This window comes from Mesorhizobium sp. RCAM 06353 (assembly GCF_059683585.1).
In genome coordinates, this window is sequence record NZ_CM185031.1 from 912783 (window position 1) to 935419 (window position 22637).

Consider the following 22637-nt stretch of genomic DNA (forward strand, 5'->3'; position numbering starts at 1 on the left):
TGGCGGAACGTTCCTGCCGTCGCGGGGAACGCTGGCTATCCCTTGAACGCCGGCAAGGTCAGGCCCTTGACGCCGACGTCGAGCGCGAACAATCCGCCCGGGTTTTTCTGGCCGATGAAATGGCTGTCGGGACGCTTGAGCACGGCGGAAGTGACATAGAGGATGTCGAGATCCTTGCCGCCGAATTCGCAACAGGTCGGCAGGTCGGTCGGCAGCAGCACGGTCTGCATCAGCCGGCCGTCGGGGTCGTAGCGGCAGACCTTGCTGGTCACCGGGATGGTCACCCAGTAGCAGCCTTCGGCGTCGACCGTGGCGCCATCGGCGACGCCGCCGGTCACCGTCATGTCGATGAAGGTGCGGCGGTTCTCGATGTCGCCGGTGCCAGGGTCGAAATCATAGGCCCACACCGCGCCGGCATGACTGTCGGAGAAATACATGGTCTTCGAATCCGGGCTCCACGCCAACCCGTTGGAGCAGCCGATGCCGTCGATCATCTTGTGGACGGAGAGATCGGGATCGAGCCGGTAGAGAGCGCCGACGAATTCGATCGGCTCGCCGGGCACTTCGAACATCGAGCCCGACCAGAAGCGGCCCTGGCGGTCCGGCTTGCCGTCATTGAAGCGGGTTTCCGGCATATGCGATTCCGGATCGACGATCGCCTCGAATTTGCCGGTCGCCGGGTCGAAGAAATGGAAGCCGTTGGTCATCGTCAGCACCAGGCCGCCTTTTTCGCGCAGGCCGAGGCAACCGAGATATTCCGGCGTCTCGAACGTCTCGTCCTTGCCGGTCGCGGGATCGTAGCGGTGGATCAGCTTCTTCCAGATGTCGATCCACCACAGCACACCGGCTTGCGGGTCCCACAGCGTGCCTTCGCCGAGTTCGGCCCTGGCATCGACGACGCAAGTGATTTCGACCATGGTCAGCTCTCTTTTCTGCGCAGCCTGCCGCCAAGCCCGGCAAAGGTTTCGCTGCCGATCGACACGGTGAGCAGGATGACTGCGCCATAGACGATGAGCAGCGCGCCGCTCGACAGGTTCAGCGCCGGCAAAAGACCGGTGAGGATGGTCAGCACCATGGCGCCGGCGACAGTGCCGAGATAATGGCCGCTGCCGCCAAGGATCGAGGCGCCACCGATGGCGACCGCCGCGATCGATGTGAACAGATAGGCGTCGCCCATGCCGAGATAGGCCTGGCCGGAATAGCCGGTCAAAAGCATGCCGGCGAAGGCGGCGGTGAGCCCCGAGATGACATAGGTGAGGATGGTGGTGCGCGCCGTCGGCACGCCGGAGAATTCGGCGACCGTGGCGCTGGTGCCGAGCGCATAGAGATGGCGGCCGAACGCCGCCTTGGAGAGCAGCAGCGTCGCCACCAGCGTCAGCGCCAGCCAGATCAGCGCAATCACCGGGAAGCCGCCGACGCGACCAACCGACAGGAACTGGATCAGGGACGGCGCCGAGGGGGTCGGCGAGCCGCCGGTCAGCACCAGGATCAAGCCTTGCAGGATGACGTTGGTGGCCAATGTCATGATGATCGGCGGCACACCGAACTGAGCGACACCGACGCCATTCACCAGCCCGATGAAGGCACCGCCGGCAAGCAGCAGCGGCATGACCCAGACCAGCGGCAGATCCTGCCCGCCGCACAGCAGCGCCATTATGATGGCGGCTGAATTCAGCACCCATGGCACCGACAGGTCGATGCCGCCGCCGATGATGACGAAGGTCTGGCCGAGCGCGACGATGCCGACGAATGCCGCCAGCACCACAGTCGAGCGCATGTTGGAAACGGACAGGAAGCCCGGCGAGAACAAGGCCGTGACCAGGAGCAGCACGACCATGCCGGCATAGCCAAGCACGATGAGCCGGTTGCGGGCGAGGAAGGCGCTCATTGGACACGGTTCCTTGCGGCCTTTTCGGCAACGGAACTGGCCAGCACCGAAAGCAGCAGGATGACGCCGGACGCGACCGGCTGCCAGTAGCTCGATACGTGCAGGACGAAGACGAGGTTGCCGATCAGGGTCAGCACGAAAGCGCCGATCAGCGTGCCGGCGAGGTGTCCCCGCCCCCGAACAGGCTGACGCCGCCGATGACCGCCGCAGCCACCGAGGGCAGGATATAATCCTTGCCGATGGTCGGCGAGCCGGCGCCGGTCTGCGTCACCAGAAACAGCGCCGCTCCGGCCGCGAACAGGCCGGACAGGCCGTAGGTGATGAGGTTGACGCGAGTGATCGAGACGCCGGACAGGAAGGCCGATTTCTCGTTAGAGCCGGTTGCCTGGATGGCGATGCCGACTCGGGTGGCGCGAAACCACCACCAGAACAGTAGCAGCGCTAGCAGCATCCAGACCGGGCTCGTCAGGCCGAAAAGTTGGCTGGAGGCAAAGCCAACCCACCAGCCGGGAACGCTGCCGCCATCGGTCGGCAGGATGATCATGGCGACGCCGTTGAGGATCGACCAGGTGGCGAGCGTCACCAGGAAGGGCTGCAGCTTGAGCAGCGAGATCAGCAGACCGTTGAGCGCACCGATCAGGAAGCCAAGCGCCAGAATGACCAGCGTCCAGAGCGCGACGGTTGACGGATCATCGGTAAAGCGCGTTGCCGCGATCACCGTGCCGAGGCTGATCATGCCGCCGATCGACAGGTCAATGCCGCCGCGCACCAGCACGATGGTCTGCCCGGTCGCCGCCAGCATCAGCGTCATCGCCGCCGCCGTGTCGAGGTTGAGTTCGTCCAGCGTGAAGACGCCGGACTGCAGGCTGCCGTAGATGGCAACGATCAAGGCCAGCATCAGGCAAGCGACAAGGAACGGCGCACGGTCGAGCAAGCGGCCGCGCCAGTCGATGGCCAGCTTGGTGGGCTTGGTTTCGGCCGGCCTTTGCGCCATCTCCATAGGGTGCTCCGCGGACATCACCATGCCTCAGGCCGCCTTGGTTTCAAGCATGGCGGCGCGCAGGATTTCCTCCTCGGAAATGTGATCTCCTTCCAGCGTCGCGGCAATGCGGCCGTTGCGCATGACCAGCACGCGGTCGGCGACATGGACGAGCTCCGGCATGTCGCTGGAATGGAACAGGATCGCATAGCCCTTGGCCGCAAGGTCGCGCATCAGCTGAAAAATCTCGCCCTTGGTGCCGACATCGACGCCGCGCGTCGGATCATAGAGCAGCAGCACGCGCGCCTGCGTCAGCAGCATCTTGCCGAAGATCACCTTCTGCTGGTTGCCGCCGGACAGAGTGCCGGCAAGCTGCTCTGACGTGCCTGCCTTGATGCGCAGAAAATCGACCATTTCCTTGACCAGGGCGGCTTCCTTTTGCCGGCTGAGCAAGCCATTTTCGGTAAAGCGCTTGATGACCGACAGCGTCAAATTCTCGCGCACGCTCTTGGTCAAGAGCAGGCCCTGCCCGCGCCGATCCTCCGGCACCAGGGCGATGCCGTCCTTGCCGGTCAGCGCCTGGCGCGGATTGTTGATCGAGACCGGCTTGCCCCACAGTTCGATCGTGCCGCTCGCCCTGGTGGCGCCGAACAGTGACTGGAACAGTTCGCGCTGACCATGACCCTGCAAGCCACCGACGCCCAGCACTTCGCCCTCGCGCAATGCAAACTCGACGCCGGACAGTCGGCTGCCGCTCGAAAACCCCTTGACGCTCAGCGCGATGCGATCGGTGGCCGTGGCAATACGCTCGGGGTAGAGCCGGTCGAGATGCCGGCCGATCATCTGGGTGACGATCTCGTTGTCGGAGACGGCATTGGCCTCGTGCGCGGCCACGGTAGCGCCATTGCGGAAAATGGTCAGCCGGTCGGCGATGGCACGCACTTCGGCCATGCGGTGCGAGATGAAAATGACCAGCCGGCCTTCGGCCGCCAGTTGCCGGGTGAGCTTGAGCAGCCATTCGGCCTCTCGCGCCGGCAGCGCCGAGGTCGCCTCGTCGAGGATCAGGATGCGCGGGTCCTTGGCCAGGCCCTTGGCGATCTCGACGATCTGCCGTTCGGCCAGCGTCAGCCGCCGCAACTCGTGGTCGGGGCGCAGCGCCGGGAAATTGTACTTTTCCAAAAGCGCCAGCGTCTTGCGACGCATCTCCGCGCGATTGACGGTGCGCAGCAGCGTGCGCGGCTCATGGCGAAACCAGATGTTCTGTTCGACACTGAGGTCAGGGATCAGCGACAGTTCCTGGAAGACGGCGGCAATGCCGCGCGCCTGGGCCGCGTCTGGATTGGCCGGGCGATAATCCTGGCCGTCGACGAGGATCGAGCCCCCATCATGCTGCACGGCCCCAGACAGGATCTGGATGAAGGTGCTTTTGCCCGCGCCGTTTTCCCCGAGCAGCGCGTGCACTTCGCCGGCGCGGGCGCTGAATGTCGCCTCGCTCAGCGCGACGATGCCGCCATAGCGTTTGGACAGGCCGTTGACGGTGACAAGGTCCATGAATGCGCCTTCGAAAAGCTCTCCCGACATCTTGCGATGCCGGGAGACAGGGTCGTGGTCACAGGATGTTACTTGCTACCGGCGGCTTCCGCAGCGGTGATCTCGACCCAGTCGGGCGTGATCGGCAGCGTCAGGCCCGGCGCCTGGTCGGGGAAGGCATTTTCGCCGATCGCGATCTTGATCATCTTGGTGCCCGGATAGAGCTTGGACTCGAAGGGATCGGTGGTGACGAAATCACCCTTGACCGAAACCGAGCGCTCGGCCGGTTTCTTGCCGGTGTCGAGAATGTCGACCGCCAGCTTGATCGCTTCCGAGGAGAGATAGGCCGGGTTGGAGCCAAGGATGCACTTGGCGCCTTGCGTCTGCGCACAGGTGACGGCGGCGACATTGTAGGAGAAGCCGACGACCGGGACGATCGGCCGGCCGGCATCCTTCAGCGCCTGGATGGCGCCGGAGCCGTAGCCTTGTGTCATGATGCCGTCGATCTTCGGATTGGCAGCAAGCAGGGCCGCGACACCTGACTGCTCCGGACCGAGCGCATAGTTGCCATTGTAGTAGCCGACGATCTTGATGTCGGGATATTTGGCCAGCACCTTCTCATAGCCGCCCTGCAGCTGCGCCGAGATCGGCGCGCCGGCGAGGCCGCGATCAAGGATGATGTTGCCTTTGCCGCCGAGTTGCGTCGCCATCCATTCGGCCATCACCGAAGGGATACGATCCCAGTCGGAGGCAACGGCAAAAGCGCAGGGCTCGGTCACCACCTGGTCGAAGCTGATGACGACGATGCCGGCGTCGCAGGCCTTCTTGATGGTCGGATTGAGTGCTGAATCCGAACCGGCATCGACGAGGATGGCGTCCGGCTTCTGGCGGATGATGTTGTTCAGCGAGTTGATCTGCGCCTGGACGGTGTTCTCGACATTCTCGATCTTGAGGTCGACGCGACCCTTCAGCGGCCCCTTGTTGACCGAGACGGTAGCAACACGCTCCATCTGCTGGCGCCAGTCATTGCCGACGAAATTGTTCGAGAGATAGATGGTGTAGGGCTTCTTGTCCTCGGCGTGGCTCGGCGCCATGCCGACGGCAATCGCGGAGATGGCAAGGGCTGCCAATCCGGCGCAAACTGTCTTGAGTTTCATGGTCTCTCCTCCTTGGTGTTTCCTGCATCAGCCGGTGACGGACTTCGCCATCTTGGTGGGTGCTGCGTGTAAATTGATACCGGTACCAATGCGCCTTGTCAATTTGAGCCAAGGCGCATTGGAGAGGCCTGGAGCGACCATTTTCGCCGCCATCGGCAGGCATCGTTATTTCGAGCCAGCGGCCTCGGCCGGGGTGATTTCAACCCAATCCGGGCTGACCGGAAGAAACAGTCCCGGCGCCATGTCCGGAAAGGCATTCTTGCCAACCTCTATCTTCTGCATGTTCGCATCGGGATACAATTCCGACGGGACCGGATCGGTGGTGAGGAAGGCATTGCGCAGCAGGATCTTCTTCTCCGCCGGCTTCTTGCCGTCGAGTATCTCGACCGCGAGCTTCAAGGCCTCGGCCGACAGATAGGCAGGGTTGGGTGCAAGGATGCACTGGGCGCCCTGGGTTTGGGCACAGGTCGTCGTCGTCAGGTTGAAAGGACTGCCGGTGATGGGAACGATCGGACGCCCGGCATCCTGCAGCGCCTTGATTGCCCCGGCGCCGTAACCCTGGACGAAGATCGCGTCGACCTGTGGATGCGCCGCCAAAAGGCTGGCGACCCCCGCCTGTTCCGGCCCCAATGCATAGTCGCCGTTGAAATAGCCGACCACTTCAATGCCTGGGTATTTCTTGATGACTTCCTCGAACCCACCCTGCAGCTGGGCGGAGATCGGAGCGCCGGCAAGCCCACGGTCGACGAGGATCTTGCCCTTGCCGCCGAGTTTCTTGACCAGCCACTCGGCCTCGACGCGCGGCGCCCGGCCCCAGTCGGACTCCATCGTATAAGCGCAAGGCGCGCTGACGATCTGATCGAAGGCGATCACCACGATGCCGGCCTTGCAGGCCTTCTCAATCGTCGGGTTGAGGGCCTCGCCGGAACCCGCATCGATCACGATGGCGTCGGGCTTGTTGCGAATGATGTTGTTGAGGGAATTGATCTGCGCCTGGACCGTCGTCTCGACCACCTCGACCTTGAGGTCGACGCGACCGGCAAGCGGCGGCTTCTTCACCGCGATGTCGGCGCTGCGCAGCATCTGCTGGCGCCAGTCGTTGCCGACGAAATTGTTCGAGAGATAAATGGTGTAGGGCTTCTTGTCCTGTGCATTGGCCGGCACGGTTTCGACCGACAGCAACGTCGTCGCGATCACCGCAAGGCCGGCGAAAAATACGCCTGCTTTCATGATTTCCTCCTCCCGTGTTTGTGTCGGCCGCGCGGACGCCGCCGTCTATCGAGTGCCTTCGAGGCCCTTGTGGACAGACCTTGTTCTTGTGCATGCCGTTATCCCAGAACCGCTGCGCATCCTGGCTGACATGCACCAGGCAAATGCTCAGCGTCGGATGAGGCTCCGCATCCACGTTCGATCGTGGTCCTCCGCGCAGCCTTCATCTTAGCTATGATGCTATTATAATTTTATAAGGCTGTCCATGACCAAGACCAGGAAATCGGCGGACGCCAATGCTGCCGCTGGCCAGCCTCAGGACAGGTCGTTGGGCGCGTCGTAGGTGATGCTGAAAATATCGGCGGGGTGGCGGGCAACCGAGAATTCGATGCTGCGCTGGTCCGCCGACTGGTAGAGCATCTCCACCGTCAGCACCGGACTGCCGAGCGTGATGCCAAGGTCGGCGGCAACCGTCTCGTCGGCGATTTCGGCGCGCACCGTGACATGCGCCACATCGAGCCGCAGGCCGAGATGTTTTTGCACCGAACGGAAGATCAGCACATCGGAAAAATCCTCGCGCTTCAGGCGAGCGCCGATGTCGGGCGGGAAATAGGTAGTGATCTGCGCCTTCCTCTGTTCGCCGATCGACAGCACGCTGCGCAGGCAATAGCCCGCCTCGTCCTTGCCCATGCCGAAATGGCGCTGGAGCACGGGCGAAACCTCCTTGCGGTAGGATTTCACCGTCAGTTCAGCGTCCTTGGTGAAGGCCGCCATGTCGGCGAAGTTCTTGAACTTCCAGCTCAGATTGACCGAAGGGCTGCGCGCCGCGACCACCGCCGGCTTGGCCGAACGCTTCCGGATCAGGCCGTCGGCCTCGAGATCGCGCAGCGCCTGGCGAACCGTGATCAGGCTGACGCCGAAATGCTCGGCAATGGTCGCTTCCTTCGGCAGCTCGCCGCCGACGGGGAAGGTGCCGTTGCCGATCGGCTCGCGCAGAAGATCGGCGAGCTGGCGGTAAAGCGGGCCGTTGGCGCGGCCGAGCGTGCGCCTGGGAAGACTGTCGATGGTGGGATGGTCCATGTGCCTCGTCGCGCCTGTGTCGAAGCTTTTATAATAGCTTCCTGCGCCCGAGGCTAGGCAAGGCTGTTGACGATCGACCGTCTCAGACAAAGAGCCGAAGCGGGTGTTCGATCGCCGATTTCAGGCTCGCCAGCCAAGCGGCAGCGGTGGCCTCATCGACGCTTGCCGCATCCACCGTCAGCAGGCATTCGGCATGGTCGCCCGCCGTGTTGAGCGAGACGGTGAGGCGCATGGCGCGGCCGGCAAGGAGCGGCATCATCACCGGCCTGACGTCGCTCGCCGGCAGCAGCCGCAGCGACAGGTCCGCCGGGGTTTCCGTTTCATCACGACTGTCAGCCAATGCCGCAAGCCGTATTGCGCGCAGCGATGTCAGGGACATTTCGGTGATCATGGCGAACACGGTTTGCCAGCCCGTCAATTCCAGCGCCACGGAACCGCCACCAACCTTGGCGGCGTCCGGCACCTCGGCAAATGCTCGACCGGCGGCGCGCAGCAGCACATCGTCGATAGCGAGCACATTTCCCGAGTTCTCAAGCGCCGCCAGCAGGTCTTGCAGCGCGCCTAGCGCGACGGACGTCGTAAAGGCAGCGATACGCGACGCGGCCGCGGAAGGCACCGCCGTAGGGGCGATGACATCAGACGCAACGACCGGCGCGGCAACCGGAACGAAGGCCTGCACATCGGCGGCCAGGATGCGCCCACCCGGGCCGCTGCCGCGAAGCGTTTCAAGCGGCAGCGCGCGTTCTCGCGCCAAACGGCGCGCATAGGGCGAAACCGCAAGACGCCTTGTCTGCGCAACGGCTGCATTCATTTCAGGAACTCGGAATTCACGCAGTTGGTCAGCCGTCCCTCCGTGAGATAGGCGTGCACGACCTCGATCGATTTCAGCCGAAGGTCGCGCATCGAAGCCGGGCTGTAGAAGGCGGCGTGCGGGGTGACGATCAGGCGATTGGCGATCCACGGCTCGCGGCGCCGCCATGCGGCGAGCAGCGGATGATCGAGATCGCCGGGTTCGTTCGGCAGCACGTCCAATCCGGCGCCGGCGACGGTGCCCTCGCGCATGGCAGCCTCGAGCGCGTCGAGATCGACGATCGGGCCGCGTGCGGTGTTGATCAGCACGAGGCCGGGTTTGGCAGCGGCGAAGGCGGCGGCGCCGAGCAGCTTGCGGGTTTCCTCGCTCAGCGGTGTGTGGACGCTGACGACATCCGCCCGCCCCATCAATTCATCCAGCGAATGGACACGCTCATAGCCGGTCGATAGATCAACGCCGGACAGAAGATGCGGATCATAGAACACCACCTTCATGTCGAAGGCAGCGGCACGACGTGCGGCGGCGAGGCCGATGCGACCGAGGCCGACAATGCCGAAGGTGGCGCCCTTGTGCCTGCGCACCAGCGGCGCTTTCGAAAAATGCCAGCCTTCGGCGCCGTGGCCGGAAAGCACCGCGCCATAGGCTGAGGTGCCGCGCGTCAGCGCCAGCATCAGGCCGATGGCGTGGTCGGCAACCTCGGTGGTGCCATAGTCTGGAACATTGCAGGCCGGGATCTTGCGCGCGCCCCAGCCCGCCGTGTCGATGTTGTCGAAGCCGACGCCGGAGCGCACCGCAATCCGCGCCTTGGGGAACGCGGTCGGAGCGGCGGCGACATTGTGCGTAGGCGAATAGTTGATGACGGCGTCGACCGTTTCGCAGATTGCCGGATCGAGTGGCGCGGCCCTGTCGTTGGTCGAGCGGGCGAGGATGAACGCGATGTCAAGATAATGCTGCCGCTCGAGTTCGGCCTCGTCGGTGGCTTGCCAGTTGGCGCACAGGATCTTCATGCTGGCCCTTCGAATTTCATGGGTATGGTGGTTATTTCTTGATGCCGCCGATGCGGCCGCCCATCGGCACCACGGCACCGACTGGCTGGTCGATTGCGCTTAACCTACCGCTGATCGGCGCTTCGATTTCGACCACGGCCTTGTCGGTCTCGATCTCAGCGATGAGCTCGCCTTCCTTCACCACATCGCCGACGGCCTTCAGCCATTTGATGACGGTGCCTTCGCTGACGGTGAGATCGCCAAACGGCATCGTTATCGGCTCGTCGTCGCCGGCAGTAGCCGGTGCCGCAACTGCCGGCACGGCGGGCTGCGGCTTCATCGGAGCGGGTACCGACTTAGCCGGCGCAGCGCCTTTCAGACCGACCGTGTACCAGTGATCCGGCACCGGTGGCTTGCCGGCAATGACATCGCGAGCGCCTTGGACAATGCGGGCGGTGTCGACCAGCATGGCGCGCTCCAGAACCGGCGCGAATGGATGCGAGGTTGGCGCCGTGTGCAGCCTGCCGGGCGGTGCGTCGAGTTCGTCGAAGGCGAGCTCGTTGATGGCCTGGGCGATCTCGCCACCAAGGCCGCACATCGCCCAGGCCTCATCGACGACGAGCAGGCGATGGGTTTTCCTGACACTGGCGACAATGGTGTCGATGTCGAGTGGCATGATGGTGCGCGGATCGATGACCTCGACTTCGACGCCTTCGGCCGCCAGCGTCTCTGCAGCCTCCAGCGCGCGCTGCACCATCTGGCCGGCGGCAACGATGGTGATGTCGGTGCCTGCCCTGGCGACGCGGGCGACGCCGAACGGGACAAAATGCTCGCCCACCGGCACCTCGCCCTTGGACGCGAACAGCGCCTTGGGTTCGAGCATGATGACGGGATCGCCGGCCCGCAGCGCCGTCTTCATCAGCCCCTTGGCATCGGCTGGGGTCGAAGGCACACAGACGATGAGGCCGGGCATATGGGCGAAGACAGGATGATAGATGCCGCTGTGATGCGGACCGGAACTCCGCAGCGCGCCGGCGCCGACGCGCACCACCATCGGCGCGCTCATCAGGCCGCTGGTCATGTAGCGCAGCTTGGCCGCCTGCAGAAAAATCTGCCCAGCGGTTTCGAAAGCGAAGTCGGCGAACATCAGGTCCGAAACGGTGCGGGCGCCGGTGGCCGAGGCGCCAACGGCGGCAGCGGTAAAACCCTGCTCGGAGATCGGCGTGTCGACCATGCGTTCGGCGCCGAACTCCTGCCAGAGGTTTCTGGTGTGAGCAAAACTGCCGCCGCGTTCGCCGGTGCCTTCGCCGAAATAGAGGATCGCCGGATTGGCGCGCATTTCCTCGGCGATGCCGTCGCGCACGGCTTCGAGCCAGCCCTGCGTGCGCATCTCGCCGACGGCGCGCGGCTGCAAAGCGGCGGACGGATTGATCGGATCGGCAAAGACATGCAGGCGCACGGTGGCCGGATCGGGCTCGGGCGAGTTGCGGGCGAAGGCCAGCGCGTCTTCGACCACCTTCTCGATCCGCGCCTCGACGGCCGCCAGCGCGTCGGCATCGGCGATGCCATAGTCCTCGATCAGCTTCTTGCGGAACATGTCGATGGGATCGCGTTTGATCCAGGCGTCGAGTTCTTCCTGCGTGCGGTAGGTGCCGATGACCGGATCGCCTTCGTGGTGGCCGACGGTCCGATAGGTCTTGGCCTCGATCAGCGTCGGCCCCTTGCCGGAACGGGCGCGTTCGGTGGCTTCTTTCATGGCCAGCCAGACGGCGAACACGTCATTGCCGTCGACGGCGACGCCGGGCATGCCGTAGGACGCCGCCTTGGTGGCGATCTCGGGATTGAGCGTGATCGACTTCAGCGGAGTGGCGGTGGCGTAGAGGTTGTTCTCGCAGATGAAGACCGCAGGCGCCCGCTGCACGGCGGCGAAGTTGAGCGCCTCATGGAAGCCGCCATGGTTGGCGGCACCATCACCGAAGAAGGCGACGCCGATGTCGTCCCGCCCCTGCTGGCGTGCACTCATGCCGATGCCGACGGCATGGCCGATGCCGGCGGCGACGATGCCGTTGGTGCCGAACAGGCCGACCGAGCGGTCGTAGAGATGCATGGTGCCGCCGCGGCCGCCGCATATGCCGTCAACTTTGCCGAACAGCTCGGCCATCACCCGGCTCGGATTGGCGCCCTTGGCCAGCGCATGGCCGTGGCCGCGATGGGTCGAGGTGACCCAGTCTGTTGGCCGCAGATGCGCGCAGACGCCAACGCCGGTCGCCTCTTCGCCGATATAGAGATGCAGGAAGCCCGGCGTTTCGCCCTTGCGGCACGCGATCTGGGCGATGCTTTCGAAGCGGCGCAACAGCACCATGCGCTCGAACAGATCGAGCAGGATCTTCCGGTCGGGGAGGTTTGGCGCACCCCTGGACTCCTCGCGTGCGCGCGCCGCAGACATTGCCACCAAGCCTCCCTGAATGCGTCTGGCGCCGGGCGGCAAAGCGCCGGCGGCGAGCTTGTTGGTCACTCGCTTTGGCGCATCATAGATTATAATAGCATAATGTCTACTGGCTCCGAACAGAGGCATGCGGGGGGTTAGATTTTCGTGATCCGCACGGTCGCATCGGGCCGTTGAAACAGCTCCGGGCGCAGGCCGAGACCGAGGCCCGGCCCTTCGAGCGGCGCGACATGGCCGTCCTTGACCGGTGGAATGTCGGCGACGATCTCGGTGTACCAGCCGGTGAAATAGGCCCGCACCGCTTCCTGGTAATTGACGTTCGGCAAGGTGGCCGACAGCGCGCAGCTGGCGGCATAGACGATCGGCCCGGTGCAATCGTGCAAGGTGACTGGCAATTCGCTGGCCTCGGCCATATTGGCGATCTTGCGTGCTTCGGAGAGCCCGCCGCACCAGGCGAGGTCGATCATGATGACGCTAGCCGCGCGCTTGTCGATCAGTTGCCTGAACATCTGCCGCGAGGCCAGCCGCTCGCTGGCGGCGATCGGTATCGAGGTGTGACGGGCCAGCTCGGCCATGGCGTCGAGCTCGTTGTAGCGGATCGGCTCCTCCAGCCAGGCGACGTCGTAGGGTTTCAGCGCCTCGGCGATACGCAGCACCGGCGGCAAGGTCCATAGCCCATGCAGCTCGACCATGATCTCCATGTCGCGGCCGACGGCGTCGCGGATCTTCTGGAAGGGCTCCAGCGCCTTGTCGAGATCCGCCAGCGATATCCGGGTGCCGTTCGAGGCCTCGGCGGCGATGTCGAACGGCCAGATTTTCATGGCACCAATGCCTTCCGATTTAAGGCTTTTGGCAAGGTCGCCGGCATTGTAGCGCCAGGCGAGCAGGTCCTCATACGGACCTTCGTTGGAATCGCCTGATTTGAGCGACCAGTCCTCGCCGCGCTCGAACAGCGCGTTCTTTTTGGTGGCGCGCACATGCTTGTAGCCGGCGCAGGTGTTGTAGATCGGCACGGTCTTGTGGGTGCGCCCGCCAAGCAGCCGCCAGACCGGCTCGCCAAGCACCTGCCCATAGATATCCCACAGCGCGATATTGACGGCGGAATTGCCACGCACCTCGGCGCCGGAATCGCGCGCGCCGACATAGACGCTGCCCAGCGTGCGGTCATGCAGCTCGATGTCGCGCGGATCCTTGCCCAGCAGATAGGACGCGACATTGTCGTGGATGTAGGAGGCGACCGGCCCCGGCGCCCAGAAAGTCTCGCCTGTGCCGATGAGGCCGGCATCGGTGTGGACGCGCAGCCAGAACAGGAACGGGAACTCGGCCAGCTGCAGCGTTTCGAGCGCAACGACTTTCATCTCTTTCCTCCCCATTCCAACCGATCGCACGGCCGATGGGACAATAGCACATCGCCGTTGACAGCCATTTATGGTACCGGTATCAATCCCGTCAAGATGGCCATCGGGAGGGTGCTCGCTTGCCTGCCGAAAATCAAAATACGACACCAAAGAGAGCGCTGGTCACCGGCGCCGCCGGCGGCCTCGGCCGCGAGGTGGCGGTCCAGCTGGCCCGGCGTAGCTGTGTAGTCGCGATCACCGACATCAATGGCGAGGGACTGGCCGACACGGCCCGACAGATCAAGGAAACCGGTGCGGAAACCGAAATCATAACAGGCGATTTCACGCTCGAGGGCGCGCCGGAAGCAGCGGTCGAGAAAGTCGTAGCGCGCTGGGGCGGCATCGACATCCTCGTCAACAATGCCGGCTATGGCGTGATCGAACCGTTCCTCGACGCCACCTACAAAGCCTGGACACGCACGCTGGCGCTCAACGTCACCGCGCTTGCCATGGCTTGCAAGGCGGCGGGACGGGTGATGCGCGACCAGCGCTCCGGGCGCATTATCAACATCACCTCGCCGGGCTCGCGCATGGCGCTGCCCGATTACACCGCCTACACGGCAAGCAAGGCCGGCGTCGATTCCATCACCCGCGCCGCCGCCGTGGCGCTGGCGCCTTATGGCGTGCTGGTCAACAGCCTGGCGCCCGGCATGATGGACACCGAGATGCAGCGCTCGACCGAAATCGACCTCGCCCGCGCCAATGGCCGCAACGATCTGCAGGCCTTCCTTGACGAGCGCACGCGCCGTATCCCGCTCGGCCGCCGCGCCGAGATTTCCGAGGTGGCCGAAGCCGTCATCTGGCTCTGTCTCGACGCGCCGAAATACATGACCGCCGAGCGGCTCAACATGTCGGGCGGGCTCGACAAGGACTGATCCAATGCTGCGAAACTCTCCACCCGGCGGTGCCGATATCGGCGCGCTCGAACGCAAGGCAGCGCAATTGCGCCGCCATATGCTGACCATGGCGCGCGGCCAGGGCCAAGGTTATATCGGCCAGGGCCTCGGCATCGCCGATGCGCTGGCGGCGCTCTATTTCCACGAACTGCGCTACGACCCGCACCATCTGGCCTGGCCCGACCGCGACCGCTTCCTGCTGTCGACCGGCCACTATTCGATCGCGCTCTGGGCGGCGCTGGCCGAGGCCGGCATCATCCCGGTCGAGGAATTGATCACCTATGGCGCCGACAACAGCCGGCTGGAGATGTCGACGCTCGACACCACGCCAGGCGTCGAAATGATCGGCGGTTCGCTCGGCCATGGTCTCGGGCAAGGCGTCGGCCAGGCGCTGGGCCTGCGTATCGACAAATCCGACGCGCGCGTCTTCGTCGAGCTGTCCGATGGCGAAATGCAGGAAGGCTCGACCTGGGAAGCGGCGATGTCGGCCAGCCATTTCAGGCTCGACGGGCTGGTGGCGCTGATCGACTGCAACGGCATCCAGGCCGACGGGCCTATGGTGCTCGACATGGAGCCCGTGGCCGATAAATGGCGTGCCTTCGGCTGGCAGACAGCGGAGATCGACGGCAACAACATGACGGCCGTGGTCGGCGCGCTGGCCGATGCCCGCGAACGCAACGGCAAGCCGAAAGCGATCGTGCTGCGCACGCTGCCGGGCAAAGGCGTGCCGCGCATCGAAATCTCTGAGAAATCGCACTTCTTCCGCGTCGACGTGGCGCAATGGGACGGCATCATCGCCGAGTTCGAACAAAGTGCGGGAGCAGCCCAATGAGCGGCGCGGCGATGGAGGCCGGGCGCACGCTGGCCATGGGCCAGGACGAAGCAATTGGCGGCGGACGGCAAAGCGTGGAAGCGCCGTTCGGCAAGGCGTTGGCGCGTCTCGGCCAGAGCCGGCCCGACATTGTCGGGCTGACCGCCGATCTCGGCAGATACACCGACATATTGCCGTTCCGCGATGCCTTTCCCGACCGCTTCTTCAATGTCGGCATGGCCGAGCAGAACCTGATCGCCGTCGCCGCCGGGCTGGCGCGCACCGGCAAGGTGCCGTTCGCCACCACCTATGGCGTGTTCGCGACGCGGCGCGCCTATGATTTCGTCGCCATCGCGGTCGCCCATTCCAATTTGAACGTCAAGATCGTCGCCGGCCTGCCGGGTCTCACGACCGGCTATGGCGGCACGCATCAGGCGATCGAGGACCTGGCGCTGATGCGCATGATCCCCGGCCTGACCATCATCGATCCCTGCGATGCGACCGAGATCGAGACAGCGACCGAGGCGATCGCCGAGCATCGGGGACCGGTCTACATGCGGCTGCTGCGCGGCAGCGTGCCTGTCGTGTTCGAGCCCGGCTACATCTTCGAGATCGGCAAGGCGCGGCACGTGCGTGAGGGCTCAGATGTCGGCATCATCTCGACCGGTTTCATGACCGAGCGGGCGCTCGACGCGGCGGAGGCTTTGCGCAAACAAGGCATCTCAGCAGGTGTGTTGCATGTGCCGACGATAAAGCCGTTCGATGCCGAAGCGGTGGCCGAGTTTGCCGGCTCAGTTGGCCGTGTTGTCACGGCGGAAAACCATGTCGTGGTCGGTGGGCTGGCGAGCCTTGTCGTCGAGACCTTGTTCGATGCCGGTATTACGAAGACAGTGACGCGCATCGGCCTGCCAGACCGCTATATCGAATGCGGAGCGGTGCCGACCTTGCAGGCGAAATATGGCCTGACGACCGAGGCCGTCATCGCGACGATCGCTGCGCTGAGTTAGGGCTATCGCATGAAGATCACCGAGATCGAGACCTTTGCCGTCGGCGCCGGCTGGAAGAATTGGCTGTTCGTCAAAGTCCATACCGACAGCGGCACCCATGGCATCGGGGAAGGCACGCTGAACGGCTTCATCAAGACCACGGAAGCCGGCGTGCATGAGCTGAAGCACCTCGCCATCGGTCAGGATCCGCGCCGCATCAATGCGCTGGCCAAGCGCATGCTAGACAGCGTCTCGCTGGATGGCGGCCACATCCACCGTACCGTCATCGCGGCGATCGAGGTCGCTTGCTGGGACTTACTGGGCAAGAGCCTGGGCGTGCCGATCCACCAATTGCTCGGCGGCCAGGTGCGCGACAGCGTGCTCGGCTACGCCAATGGCTGGTACCGCACCGAGCGCACGCCCGAAGCCTTCCTCCAGGCCGCCAAGGCAGCGCTGGCCAAGGGCTTCAAGGCGTTCAAGCTTGATCCGTTCGGCACGGCGCAAGGTTTCATCTCGCGCGAGGAACTGGACCTCTCCTATGCCATCTGCCGAACGTTACGTGACAAGCTGCCGAAGGACACGCTGATCCTGATCGACGTGCATGCGCGCTTCACCGAGATCGCGGCACTGCAGGCGGCGCAAAAATTCGCCGATCTGGATATCTACTGGTGGGAAGAACCGACCTCGCGCGACCGGCAGGAGACGGTGCACGAAGTGGCGCATCGCTCGCCGATCCCGGTGGCGACCGGCGAGATGTATGACACGGTCGGGCAGTTCTACGCGCTGGCCGCCGGCGGCGGCGTCAACATCTTCCAGCCCGAGCCGATGTCGCTCGGCGGCATTGCGCCATCAATGCAGGTGGCCAATCTGGCGCTCGCCCATGGCAGCTACATCGCACCGCACCAGAGCGGCGGACCAGTGGCGACGGCGGTGTGCCTGCAACTGGCGGCGGCGGTGCCGAACTTCCTCATTCAGGAACATTTCGACGCCTTCAACGACCCGTGGACACGAGAGCTGGTGACCTGGCATCCAACGGTCAATGCAAAGAACGGCCATCTGTCGCTGCCGGACGCGCCAGGGCTCGGCATCGATCTCAACATCGATGTGATCAAGGATCATCCCTATGATCCCAATGCCTATCTCAACGTCCATGCCGAAGGTTGGGAAAAACGCCTCGGCCGGCGCGAAGAGGTGGCGAGGCCGAAGCGAAAAAGCTGATCACGCGCTTTCGCGGTCGACGATCTCGAAGCCGAGGCTGGTGATGGTCGGCACCTTGGTGTCGCCGCCGAGCCTTGCCAGCAGCTGCCGCACCGCACGGCGACCCATCTCGTAGCGATTGACCTTGACCGTGGTCAGCGGCGGATAGAGCTGGGCTGCCAGATCCATGTCGCCATAACCGGCGATCGCAATCTTGCCCGGCACCGCCCAGCGGCGCCGATGGCACTCCTGCACGGCGCCAACGGCCAGCGTGTCGCTGGAAAAGAAGATGGCGTCGATGTCCCTGTGGCGAGTGGTCAGCGTCACCAGCGCCTCGGCGCCGCCCTGTGCGGTGATCGGCACCTCGACCTCCATGTCGGCATGGTTCTTGATGCCGAGTTCGGTGAGCGCCGCGTGATAACCGGTGCGGCGCTGTTGCAAGCGGTCATTGCCGTGGATCGGCGTCGAGACGAAGCCGATGCGCTTGTAGCCCTTGGCCGCCAGATGCATGGTCATGGCGTAGGCGGTCTCGAAATTGGAGACGCCGACCACCATGTCGATCGGCTTGCGGCCCTTGATCTCTGATATTTCGACCACCGGTGCACCGCTGCTCTTCAGAAGCGCGCGCGCCGTTTCGCTCTGCACGAAGCTCTGCAGGATCATGCCGACCGGGCGCCAGCCAAGCAGATTGCGGATCGATTTCTCCTCGGCTTCCTGCGTGAATTCGCCCTGCACCAGAAGCATCGAATAGCCGCTCTCATGGCATTCGTCGGACATGCCTTGCACCTGTTCGGCGATGCCCGAATTGATCAGAAGCGGCACCACCGTGCCGATCATGCGGCCATTGCCGCGCATGCTGGAGGCCAGCCGGTTGGGCACGAAGCCGGCCTGCTCGATGGCCTCGAGCACCTTGGCGCGGGTTTCCGGCGAGACCATGTCGGGGTTGGACAGGGCGCGCGACACCGTCATCGGCGCCACGCCGACGCGCTTGGCGATCTCGCGCACGCCGAGGCGTTGCGGCTTCTTCTCGCCCGCCGGCGGCTTGTCGACCATCACCATGCTCCAAGAGAGCGCGATCCAGCAAGACAATGCCCTGCGGATCACGCCGTAAACGTCCACTCATAGCGGTTGTGGCGGACGCTTTCCAGCGAGGGGTCCGGCGCGGATACCGAGCGTCACCGGTTCAGAAATTGCGCCCATAGCCTGCCATCCATCCACCGTCGACGCCCAGCATCTGGCCCGTCGTGTAGGTGTTGAGTGGATCGCAGAAGAACAGCACGGCCGCAACCGCTTCCTCGATGCTGCCGGCGCGGCCGACCGGTGTGTGGCTGAGCATCGCCTTGTCGCCTGACACCATGGTCTCATCCTCGACCGCCCCGACCCCGACGGCGTTGACCAGCACTCTTGGACCGAACTCCATGGCCAGCGTACGCATGCCGGCGAGGATCGAGGCATTCTCCATGGAGAAGCGCGGATGGCGGCGCATCGGCATGCCGGCGGTCGCCGACAGCAGGAAGATGACGCGCCCGCTGCCGCGCTCTGTCATGGCGACCGCCATCTTGCGCGCATCGGCGTAGAGCAATCTCGGATCCCCCGCCGCTGTTCCGGGCCGCAGTGGACAGGACATCAGCAGAATATCAGTTCCCCGCGCGTCGGAGCCCTCGACAAAAACCCCGCCATTGGCCTGCAACGCCGTGATCGCTGCTTCGGCGACCGGGTTGCTGTCGCCGTCAAGGGCCACCGTGGCGCCATTGAGATCGATTTCCATCGCGTCGCTCACATCATGTATCCCGCCGTCCAGCCGCCATCGACGGCAAGGACCTGACCGTTGACGTAGCTGGCGGCCGGCGAGGCCAGGAAAAGCACCGCCTCGGCGATCTCCTGCGGCTCAGCCGGGCGGCCGAGCGGCACATGGGCCAAGAATTCCTGAGTGCGGCCAGCGAACTTGCCGTCCTCGCCATAGAACAGCTTGGCGGTCAGCGCCGTCATCACCGAGCCCGGTGCAATCGCATTGGTCAGGATGCCTTTGGCGCCGAGTTCGATCGCCATCGACCGCGTCAGATGGATGATGCCGGCCTTGGCGGCGACGAACGGGCTTTGCAGGCGCATGGCGGCGAGACCGACCACCGAGGCGATGTTGACGATGCGGCCGCCCTTGCCGGCGGCGAGCATGGGTCCGAGTGCCGCGCGGCTCATGATGTAGAGGCCATCGAGATCGATGCCGGTGATGCGGTCCCATTCCTCGGCCGGGAATTCATCAATGGTGACGCGGTGCGCCAGCGTGTTGACGCCGGCATTGTTGATGAGGATGTCGAGGCGGCCATACCGCTCCATGATCGCGGCGATCGCGCTGTCGACCGATGCGGGATCACGGATGTCGGTGGTGCAGGCCGTGGCGTTGCTCAGCCCGGCCGCGACCTGGCTTGCGCCCTCGCCGTTGATGTCGGCAACGACGACCGCGGCGCCATTGTCGGACAGCCGTCTGGCGATGGAACTGCCGATGGCCCCGGCGGCCCCCGTGACCAGCGCTACCTTGCCTCGCAAATCGCAGCGCATGCCCCGTCCGCCCCCCGACCTATTTCGGGTTATGCTATTATAATATTCTCAAGGCGCGGACAAGCAATTGCGCCGCAGCAAGGCGTTATTCAGCCGGCGCGCCGGCGACGTTCTTGCGGGCCGCATCGATCATCAGACGTCGCGCGCGGAACACGCCCCATTGCTGGTCGACGAGCACGCCGATGAGGATGACGCCGCCCATCACCGCGAAGTTGAGCGAGGACGGGATGCCGAGCAGGTTGACGAGGTTCTGCAGCTCCTGCAGCAGCACCGTGCCCAGCACAACGCCGATCAGCGACCCCTCGCCGCCGCGCAGCGAGAAGCCGCCGAGCACGGCGGCGGCAATCGCATAAAGCTCATAGAACTGGCCGTGGCTGGCTGGCGAGATCGAGCGCGTGTACATGGCGAAATAGATCGCCGACAGCGCCGTCAGCACGCCGCAGATGACGTAAGCCACCATGACGATACGGCCGGTGCGGATGCCGGAATATTTCGCCGCCTCCTCATTCTTGCCGATGGCGTAGAGATAGCGGCCGAACACCGAGCGGTGCAGCACCACCCACATGATGATGGCGATGACGATCAGGGCGATGAAGCTGTTGGGCACGCCATAGGAGCGCCCCGCTGTGAGGAATTCGAGTTCGGGAAAGTTCTGGCCGAAGGCGAAGCCGGCGGTGCCGTCGCCGGTGTAGAAGCGCGCCACGCCGCGATAGATCAGGAGGCCGCAGAGCGTGACGACGAAGGGCTGCAGCTTGAGCCGCGTGATCAGCCAGCCATGCGCCAGGCCGATGATGGCGCCGAGCACCAGGATGAGCACGAAGGCGACCGGCCATCCCATGCCACGCACGGCAATGAAGTCGATGAACAGTGTTCCCAGCAGCGCCACCACCGAGCCGACCGACAATTCGATGCCGCCGGTGATGATGACGAAGGCCTGGCCGATCGACAGGATGCCGAAGAGGCCGATCAGGTTCGAGGTGTTGGCGAGGTTGATCGGCAAGAGGAAGCGCGGATTGATGATGGCAACGATTGCGCCTACCACCAGGATCAGGATCAGCAGGCCGAGATCTTTCTTGCTCATCGTCGTCTCCCCAATGCCTGCCTGAGCGGATCGCGCTTGCGCGAGCTCCCGGCAAAAAACTATTTCGGCTGCTTGCCCACCGCCAGCAGCAGCACGTTTTCCTGGCTGAACTGGTCCTTGTCGAGAATGCCCGAGATCTGGCCCTCATGCATGACGGCGATGCGGTCGGACACGCCTATCACCTCTTCCATGTCGCTGGAGATCATCAGCACGGCGACGCCGGCGTCGGCCAACGCCCGCATCAGCCCGTAGATTTCCGCCTTGGCGCCGATATCGATGCCGCGCGTCGGTTCGTCGAGGATCATCACTTTCGGGTTCATGGCCAGCCACTTGCCGAGCACGACCTTCTGCTGGTTGCCGCCCGACAGCGTGCCGGTGCGCGTCTGCACCGAGGGCGCCTTGATGCCGAGATCTTTTTTCTGCTTTTCGGCGGTTGCCGTTTCGGCACTTGCGGACACCAGTGAACGCCTGGCATGCGCCGGCAAATTGGGCAGCGAGATGTTCTGGGCGATCGACAAATCGAGCAGGATGCCGGTCAGCTTGCGGTCTTCCGGCACCAGGAAGATGCCATGCGCGACGGCGTCGGCCGCCGAGCCCAGCACAAGCGTCTTGCCGTCGAGCTCGAGCGTGCCGCCAAGGCTGCCGTCGATGCCGAAGAACACGCGCGCCAGTTCGGTGCGGCCGGAACCGACCAGGCCGGCAAGGCCGAGAATCTCGCCGCGCCTGACATCGAGGCTAACTGGCCGGCTGGGATAGGTGGGGGTGCGGATGGCCTTGGCCGCAAGGGCGACGGCGCCCGGCGCCCGCGCGGACTCGGAGGCCTTCTCGCGCTCCTTCAGCATGCGGCCGATCATCAGCTTGACCATCTGGTCGTGGCCGATGTCGCGCTTTTGCAGCGTGCCGGCCAGCATGCCGTCGCGCAGCACGACGACGCGGTCGGCGACACGCTCGACCTCGTGCAGACGGTGCGAAATGAAGATGACGCTGATGCCGTCGGCCTTCAGCGCCTTGATGACGTCGAGCAGTTTGTCGGTCTCGGCGAGCGGCAGGCTGGATGTCGGCTCGTCGAGGATGACCAGCCTTGCCTTGATCGACAGTGCCTTGGCGATCTCGACCATCTGCTGCTGGGCGAGCGACAGGTCGGCGACCTGCGCGTCGGCGGTGAAATTGGCGCCGACGCGCTTGAGCAGCGGCGCCACCATTTCCCGCAGCTTCGTGCGGTCGACGAGCTTGAGCGGCCCGGCGCGCAGCGGCTCGCGGCCAAAGAAGATGTTGGCGGCGACATCGAGATTTTCGAACAGATTGAGTTCCTGGTGGACGAAGGCGATGCCGGATCCGAGGCTGCCTTCGACGCTCAGGCCTTTATGGGCGGTGCCGTCGACCGTGATCGTGCCGGTGTCCGGCGTGGTGACACCGCCAAGGATCTTCATCAGCGTCGACTTGCCGGCGCCGTTTTCGCCGACGAGGCCGATGACCTCGCCCGGCCTCACCTCCATCGAAAAACCATCGAGCGCGACAACACCCGGATAGGTCTTGCGCACGTTCTCGAGGCTGAGGAACGGGGTGGTCGCGGCGATGGATGTGTCGGAATAATTCATCATGCCTGACAGCGATTGGCGAGCTGACC

At 64.4% G+C, this 22637-nt stretch carries 21 protein-coding genes; 4 read left to right on the forward strand and 17 right to left on the reverse strand.

Annotation, left to right across the window (positions count from 1 at the left end; all coding sequences use genetic code 11):
- Positions 1-35 precede the first annotated feature (35 nt).
- From AC56QX_RS04110 to AC56QX_RS04165, 12 genes are all read right to left on the reverse strand, one after another.
- Positions 36-917 (reverse strand): SMP-30/gluconolactonase/LRE family protein, encoded by an 882-nt coding sequence (locus tag AC56QX_RS04110; RefSeq protein WP_497113829.1) that lies wholly within the window; start codon positions 915-917, stop codon positions 36-38.
- A gap of 2 nt (positions 918-919) precedes the next feature.
- A complete protein-coding gene (locus AC56QX_RS04115; protein ID WP_497113830.1) occupies positions 920-1888 on the reverse strand; it encodes an ABC transporter permease in 969 nt (322 codons plus the stop codon).
- Positions 1885-2025 (reverse strand): hypothetical protein, encoded by a 141-nt coding sequence (locus tag AC56QX_RS04120; RefSeq protein ID WP_497113831.1) that lies wholly within the window; start codon positions 2023-2025, stop codon positions 1885-1887. The genes AC56QX_RS04115 and AC56QX_RS04120 overlap by 4 nt, the downstream gene beginning before the upstream one ends.
- A gap of 11 nt (positions 2026-2036) precedes the next feature.
- Positions 2037-2912 carry an ABC transporter permease gene (locus AC56QX_RS04125; RefSeq protein WP_497113832.1) on the reverse strand — a complete coding sequence of 292 codons (876 nt, stop codon included), beginning with the start codon at positions 2910-2912 and terminating at the stop codon, positions 2037-2039.
- A 3-nt stretch (positions 2913-2915) separates the two neighbouring features.
- Entirely contained in the window at positions 2916-4418 is a 1503-nt protein-coding gene (locus tag AC56QX_RS04130; protein WP_497113833.1) for a sugar ABC transporter ATP-binding protein, read from the reverse strand.
- A 68-nt stretch (positions 4419-4486) separates the two neighbouring features.
- Complete coding sequence (locus AC56QX_RS04135) at positions 4487-5554, reverse strand: substrate-binding domain-containing protein (protein WP_497113834.1); 1068 nt, start codon at positions 5552-5554, stop codon at positions 4487-4489.
- A gap of 165 nt (positions 5555-5719) precedes the next feature.
- Positions 5720-6784, reverse strand: coding sequence for a sugar ABC transporter substrate-binding protein (locus AC56QX_RS04140; RefSeq protein ID WP_497113835.1), 1065 nt, complete (start codon positions 6782-6784; stop codon positions 5720-5722).
- A gap of 294 nt (positions 6785-7078) precedes the next feature.
- Positions 7079-7843 (reverse strand): GntR family transcriptional regulator, encoded by a 765-nt coding sequence (locus AC56QX_RS04145; protein ID WP_497113836.1) that lies wholly within the window; start codon positions 7841-7843, stop codon positions 7079-7081.
- Between the two features lie 82 nt (positions 7844-7925).
- The gene (locus AC56QX_RS04150; protein WP_497113837.1) at positions 7926-8654 is read right to left on the reverse strand and encodes an E3 binding domain-containing protein; all 729 of its coding nucleotides are present in this window, start codon (positions 8652-8654) and stop codon (positions 7926-7928) included.
- The gene (locus AC56QX_RS04155) at positions 8651-9661 is read right to left on the reverse strand and encodes a C-terminal binding protein (RefSeq protein WP_497113838.1); all 1011 of its coding nucleotides are present in this window, start codon (positions 9659-9661) and stop codon (positions 8651-8653) included. The genes AC56QX_RS04150 and AC56QX_RS04155 overlap by 4 nt, the downstream gene beginning before the upstream one ends.
- Before the next feature lie 31 nt (positions 9662-9692).
- A complete protein-coding gene (locus AC56QX_RS04160; RefSeq protein WP_497113839.1) occupies positions 9693-12086 on the reverse strand; it encodes a thiamine pyrophosphate-dependent enzyme in 2394 nt (797 codons plus the stop codon).
- 137 nt (positions 12087-12223) lie between these two features.
- Entirely contained in the window at positions 12224-13444 is a 1221-nt protein-coding gene (locus tag AC56QX_RS04165) for a mandelate racemase/muconate lactonizing enzyme family protein (RefSeq protein ID WP_497113840.1), read from the reverse strand.
- A 119-nt stretch (positions 13445-13563) separates the two neighbouring features.
- Between AC56QX_RS04165 and AC56QX_RS04170 the strand changes: the two genes are divergently transcribed.
- From AC56QX_RS04170 to AC56QX_RS04185, 4 genes are read left to right on the forward strand one after another with little or no spacing between them, the layout of a single operon-like run.
- Positions 13564-14358 (forward strand): SDR family NAD(P)-dependent oxidoreductase, encoded by a 795-nt coding sequence (locus tag AC56QX_RS04170; protein ID WP_497113841.1) that lies wholly within the window; start codon positions 13564-13566, stop codon positions 14356-14358.
- A 4-nt stretch (positions 14359-14362) separates the two neighbouring features.
- Entirely contained in the window at positions 14363-15211 is an 849-nt protein-coding gene (locus AC56QX_RS04175; RefSeq protein ID WP_497113842.1) for a transketolase, read from the forward strand.
- Positions 15208-16197, forward strand: a complete 990-nt coding sequence (locus AC56QX_RS04180; protein ID WP_497113843.1) for a transketolase family protein — start codon at positions 15208-15210, stop codon at positions 16195-16197. The genes AC56QX_RS04175 and AC56QX_RS04180 overlap by 4 nt, the downstream gene beginning before the upstream one ends.
- 9 nt (positions 16198-16206) lie before the next feature.
- Complete coding sequence (locus tag AC56QX_RS04185) at positions 16207-17394, forward strand: mandelate racemase/muconate lactonizing enzyme family protein (protein ID WP_497113844.1); 1188 nt, start codon at positions 16207-16209, stop codon at positions 17392-17394.
- On the opposite strand, the gene AC56QX_RS04190 is transcribed toward AC56QX_RS04185, so the two are convergent.
- From AC56QX_RS04190 to AC56QX_RS04210, 5 genes are all read right to left on the reverse strand, one after another.
- Positions 17395-18426 carry a substrate-binding domain-containing protein gene (locus tag AC56QX_RS04190; protein ID WP_497113845.1) on the reverse strand — a complete coding sequence of 344 codons (1032 nt, stop codon included), beginning with the start codon at positions 18424-18426 and terminating at the stop codon, positions 17395-17397. It abuts the gene before it with no gap.
- A 130-nt stretch (positions 18427-18556) separates the two neighbouring features.
- Entirely contained in the window at positions 18557-19153 is a 597-nt protein-coding gene (locus AC56QX_RS04195; protein WP_497113846.1) for an SDR family oxidoreductase, read from the reverse strand.
- Positions 19150-19929: an SDR family NAD(P)-dependent oxidoreductase gene (locus AC56QX_RS04200; RefSeq protein WP_497113847.1), complete on the reverse strand. Its 780-nt coding sequence runs from the start codon at positions 19927-19929 to the stop codon at positions 19150-19152. Before AC56QX_RS04200 ends, AC56QX_RS04195 begins: the two co-directional genes overlap by 4 nt.
- 85 nt (positions 19930-20014) lie before the next feature.
- Positions 20015-21010, reverse strand: coding sequence for an ABC transporter permease (locus AC56QX_RS04205; protein WP_497113848.1), 996 nt, complete (start codon positions 21008-21010; stop codon positions 20015-20017).
- Between the two features lie 59 nt (positions 21011-21069).
- Positions 21070-22608: a sugar ABC transporter ATP-binding protein gene (locus tag AC56QX_RS04210; protein ID WP_497117678.1), complete on the reverse strand. Its 1539-nt coding sequence runs from the start codon at positions 22606-22608 to the stop codon at positions 21070-21072.
- Between the last annotated feature and the right edge of the window lie 29 nt (positions 22609-22637).

Bases quoted from the DNA above. Each gene is read 5' to 3' on its own strand.
- AC56QX_RS04110 (WP_497113829.1), bottom strand. From the start codon at position 917: ATGGTCGAAATCACTTGCGTCGTCGATGCCAGGGCCGAACTCGGCGAA.
- AC56QX_RS04115 (WP_497113830.1), bottom strand. From the start codon at position 1,888: ATGAGCGCCTTCCTCGCCCGCAACCGGCTCATCGTGCTTGGCTATGCC.
- AC56QX_RS04125 (WP_497113832.1), bottom strand. From the start codon at position 2,912: ATGGTGATGTCCGCGGAGCACCCTATGGAGATGGCGCAAAGGCCGGCC.
- AC56QX_RS04130 (WP_497113833.1), bottom strand. From the start codon at position 4,418: ATGGACCTTGTCACCGTCAACGGCCTGTCCAAACGCTATGGCGGCATC.
- AC56QX_RS04135 (WP_497113834.1), bottom strand. From the start codon at position 5,554: ATGAAACTCAAGACAGTTTGCGCCGGATTGGCAGCCCTTGCCATCTCC.
- AC56QX_RS04140 (WP_497113835.1), bottom strand. From the start codon at position 6,784: ATGAAAGCAGGCGTATTTTTCGCCGGCCTTGCGGTGATCGCGACGACG.
- AC56QX_RS04145 (WP_497113836.1), bottom strand. From the start codon at position 7,843: ATGGACCATCCCACCATCGACAGTCTTCCCAGGCGCACGCTCGGCCGC.
- AC56QX_RS04150 (WP_497113837.1), bottom strand. From the start codon at position 8,654: ATGAATGCAGCCGTTGCGCAGACAAGGCGTCTTGCGGTTTCGCCCTAT.
- AC56QX_RS04155 (WP_497113838.1), bottom strand. From the start codon at position 9,661: ATGAAGATCCTGTGCGCCAACTGGCAAGCCACCGACGAGGCCGAACTC.
- AC56QX_RS04160 (WP_497113839.1), bottom strand. From the start codon at position 12,086: ATGTCTGCGGCGCGCGCACGCGAGGAGTCCAGGGGTGCGCCAAACCTC.
- AC56QX_RS04165 (WP_497113840.1), bottom strand. From the start codon at position 13,444: ATGAAAGTCGTTGCGCTCGAAACGCTGCAGCTGGCCGAGTTCCCGTTC.
- AC56QX_RS04175 (WP_497113842.1), top strand. From the start codon at position 14,363: ATGCTGCGAAACTCTCCACCCGGCGGTGCCGATATCGGCGCGCTCGAA.
- AC56QX_RS04180 (WP_497113843.1), top strand. From the start codon at position 15,208: ATGAGCGGCGCGGCGATGGAGGCCGGGCGCACGCTGGCCATGGGCCAG.
- AC56QX_RS04185 (WP_497113844.1), top strand. From the start codon at position 16,207: ATGAAGATCACCGAGATCGAGACCTTTGCCGTCGGCGCCGGCTGGAAG.
- AC56QX_RS04190 (WP_497113845.1), bottom strand. From the start codon at position 18,426: ATGGTCGACAAGCCGCCGGCGGGCGAGAAGAAGCCGCAACGCCTCGGC.
- AC56QX_RS04200 (WP_497113847.1), bottom strand. From the start codon at position 19,929: ATGCGCTGCGATTTGCGAGGCAAGGTAGCGCTGGTCACGGGGGCCGCC.
- AC56QX_RS04205 (WP_497113848.1), bottom strand. From the start codon at position 21,010: ATGAGCAAGAAAGATCTCGGCCTGCTGATCCTGATCCTGGTGGTAGGC.
- AC56QX_RS04210 (WP_497117678.1), bottom strand. From the start codon at position 22,608: ATGAATTATTCCGACACATCCATCGCCGCGACCACCCCGTTCCTCAGC.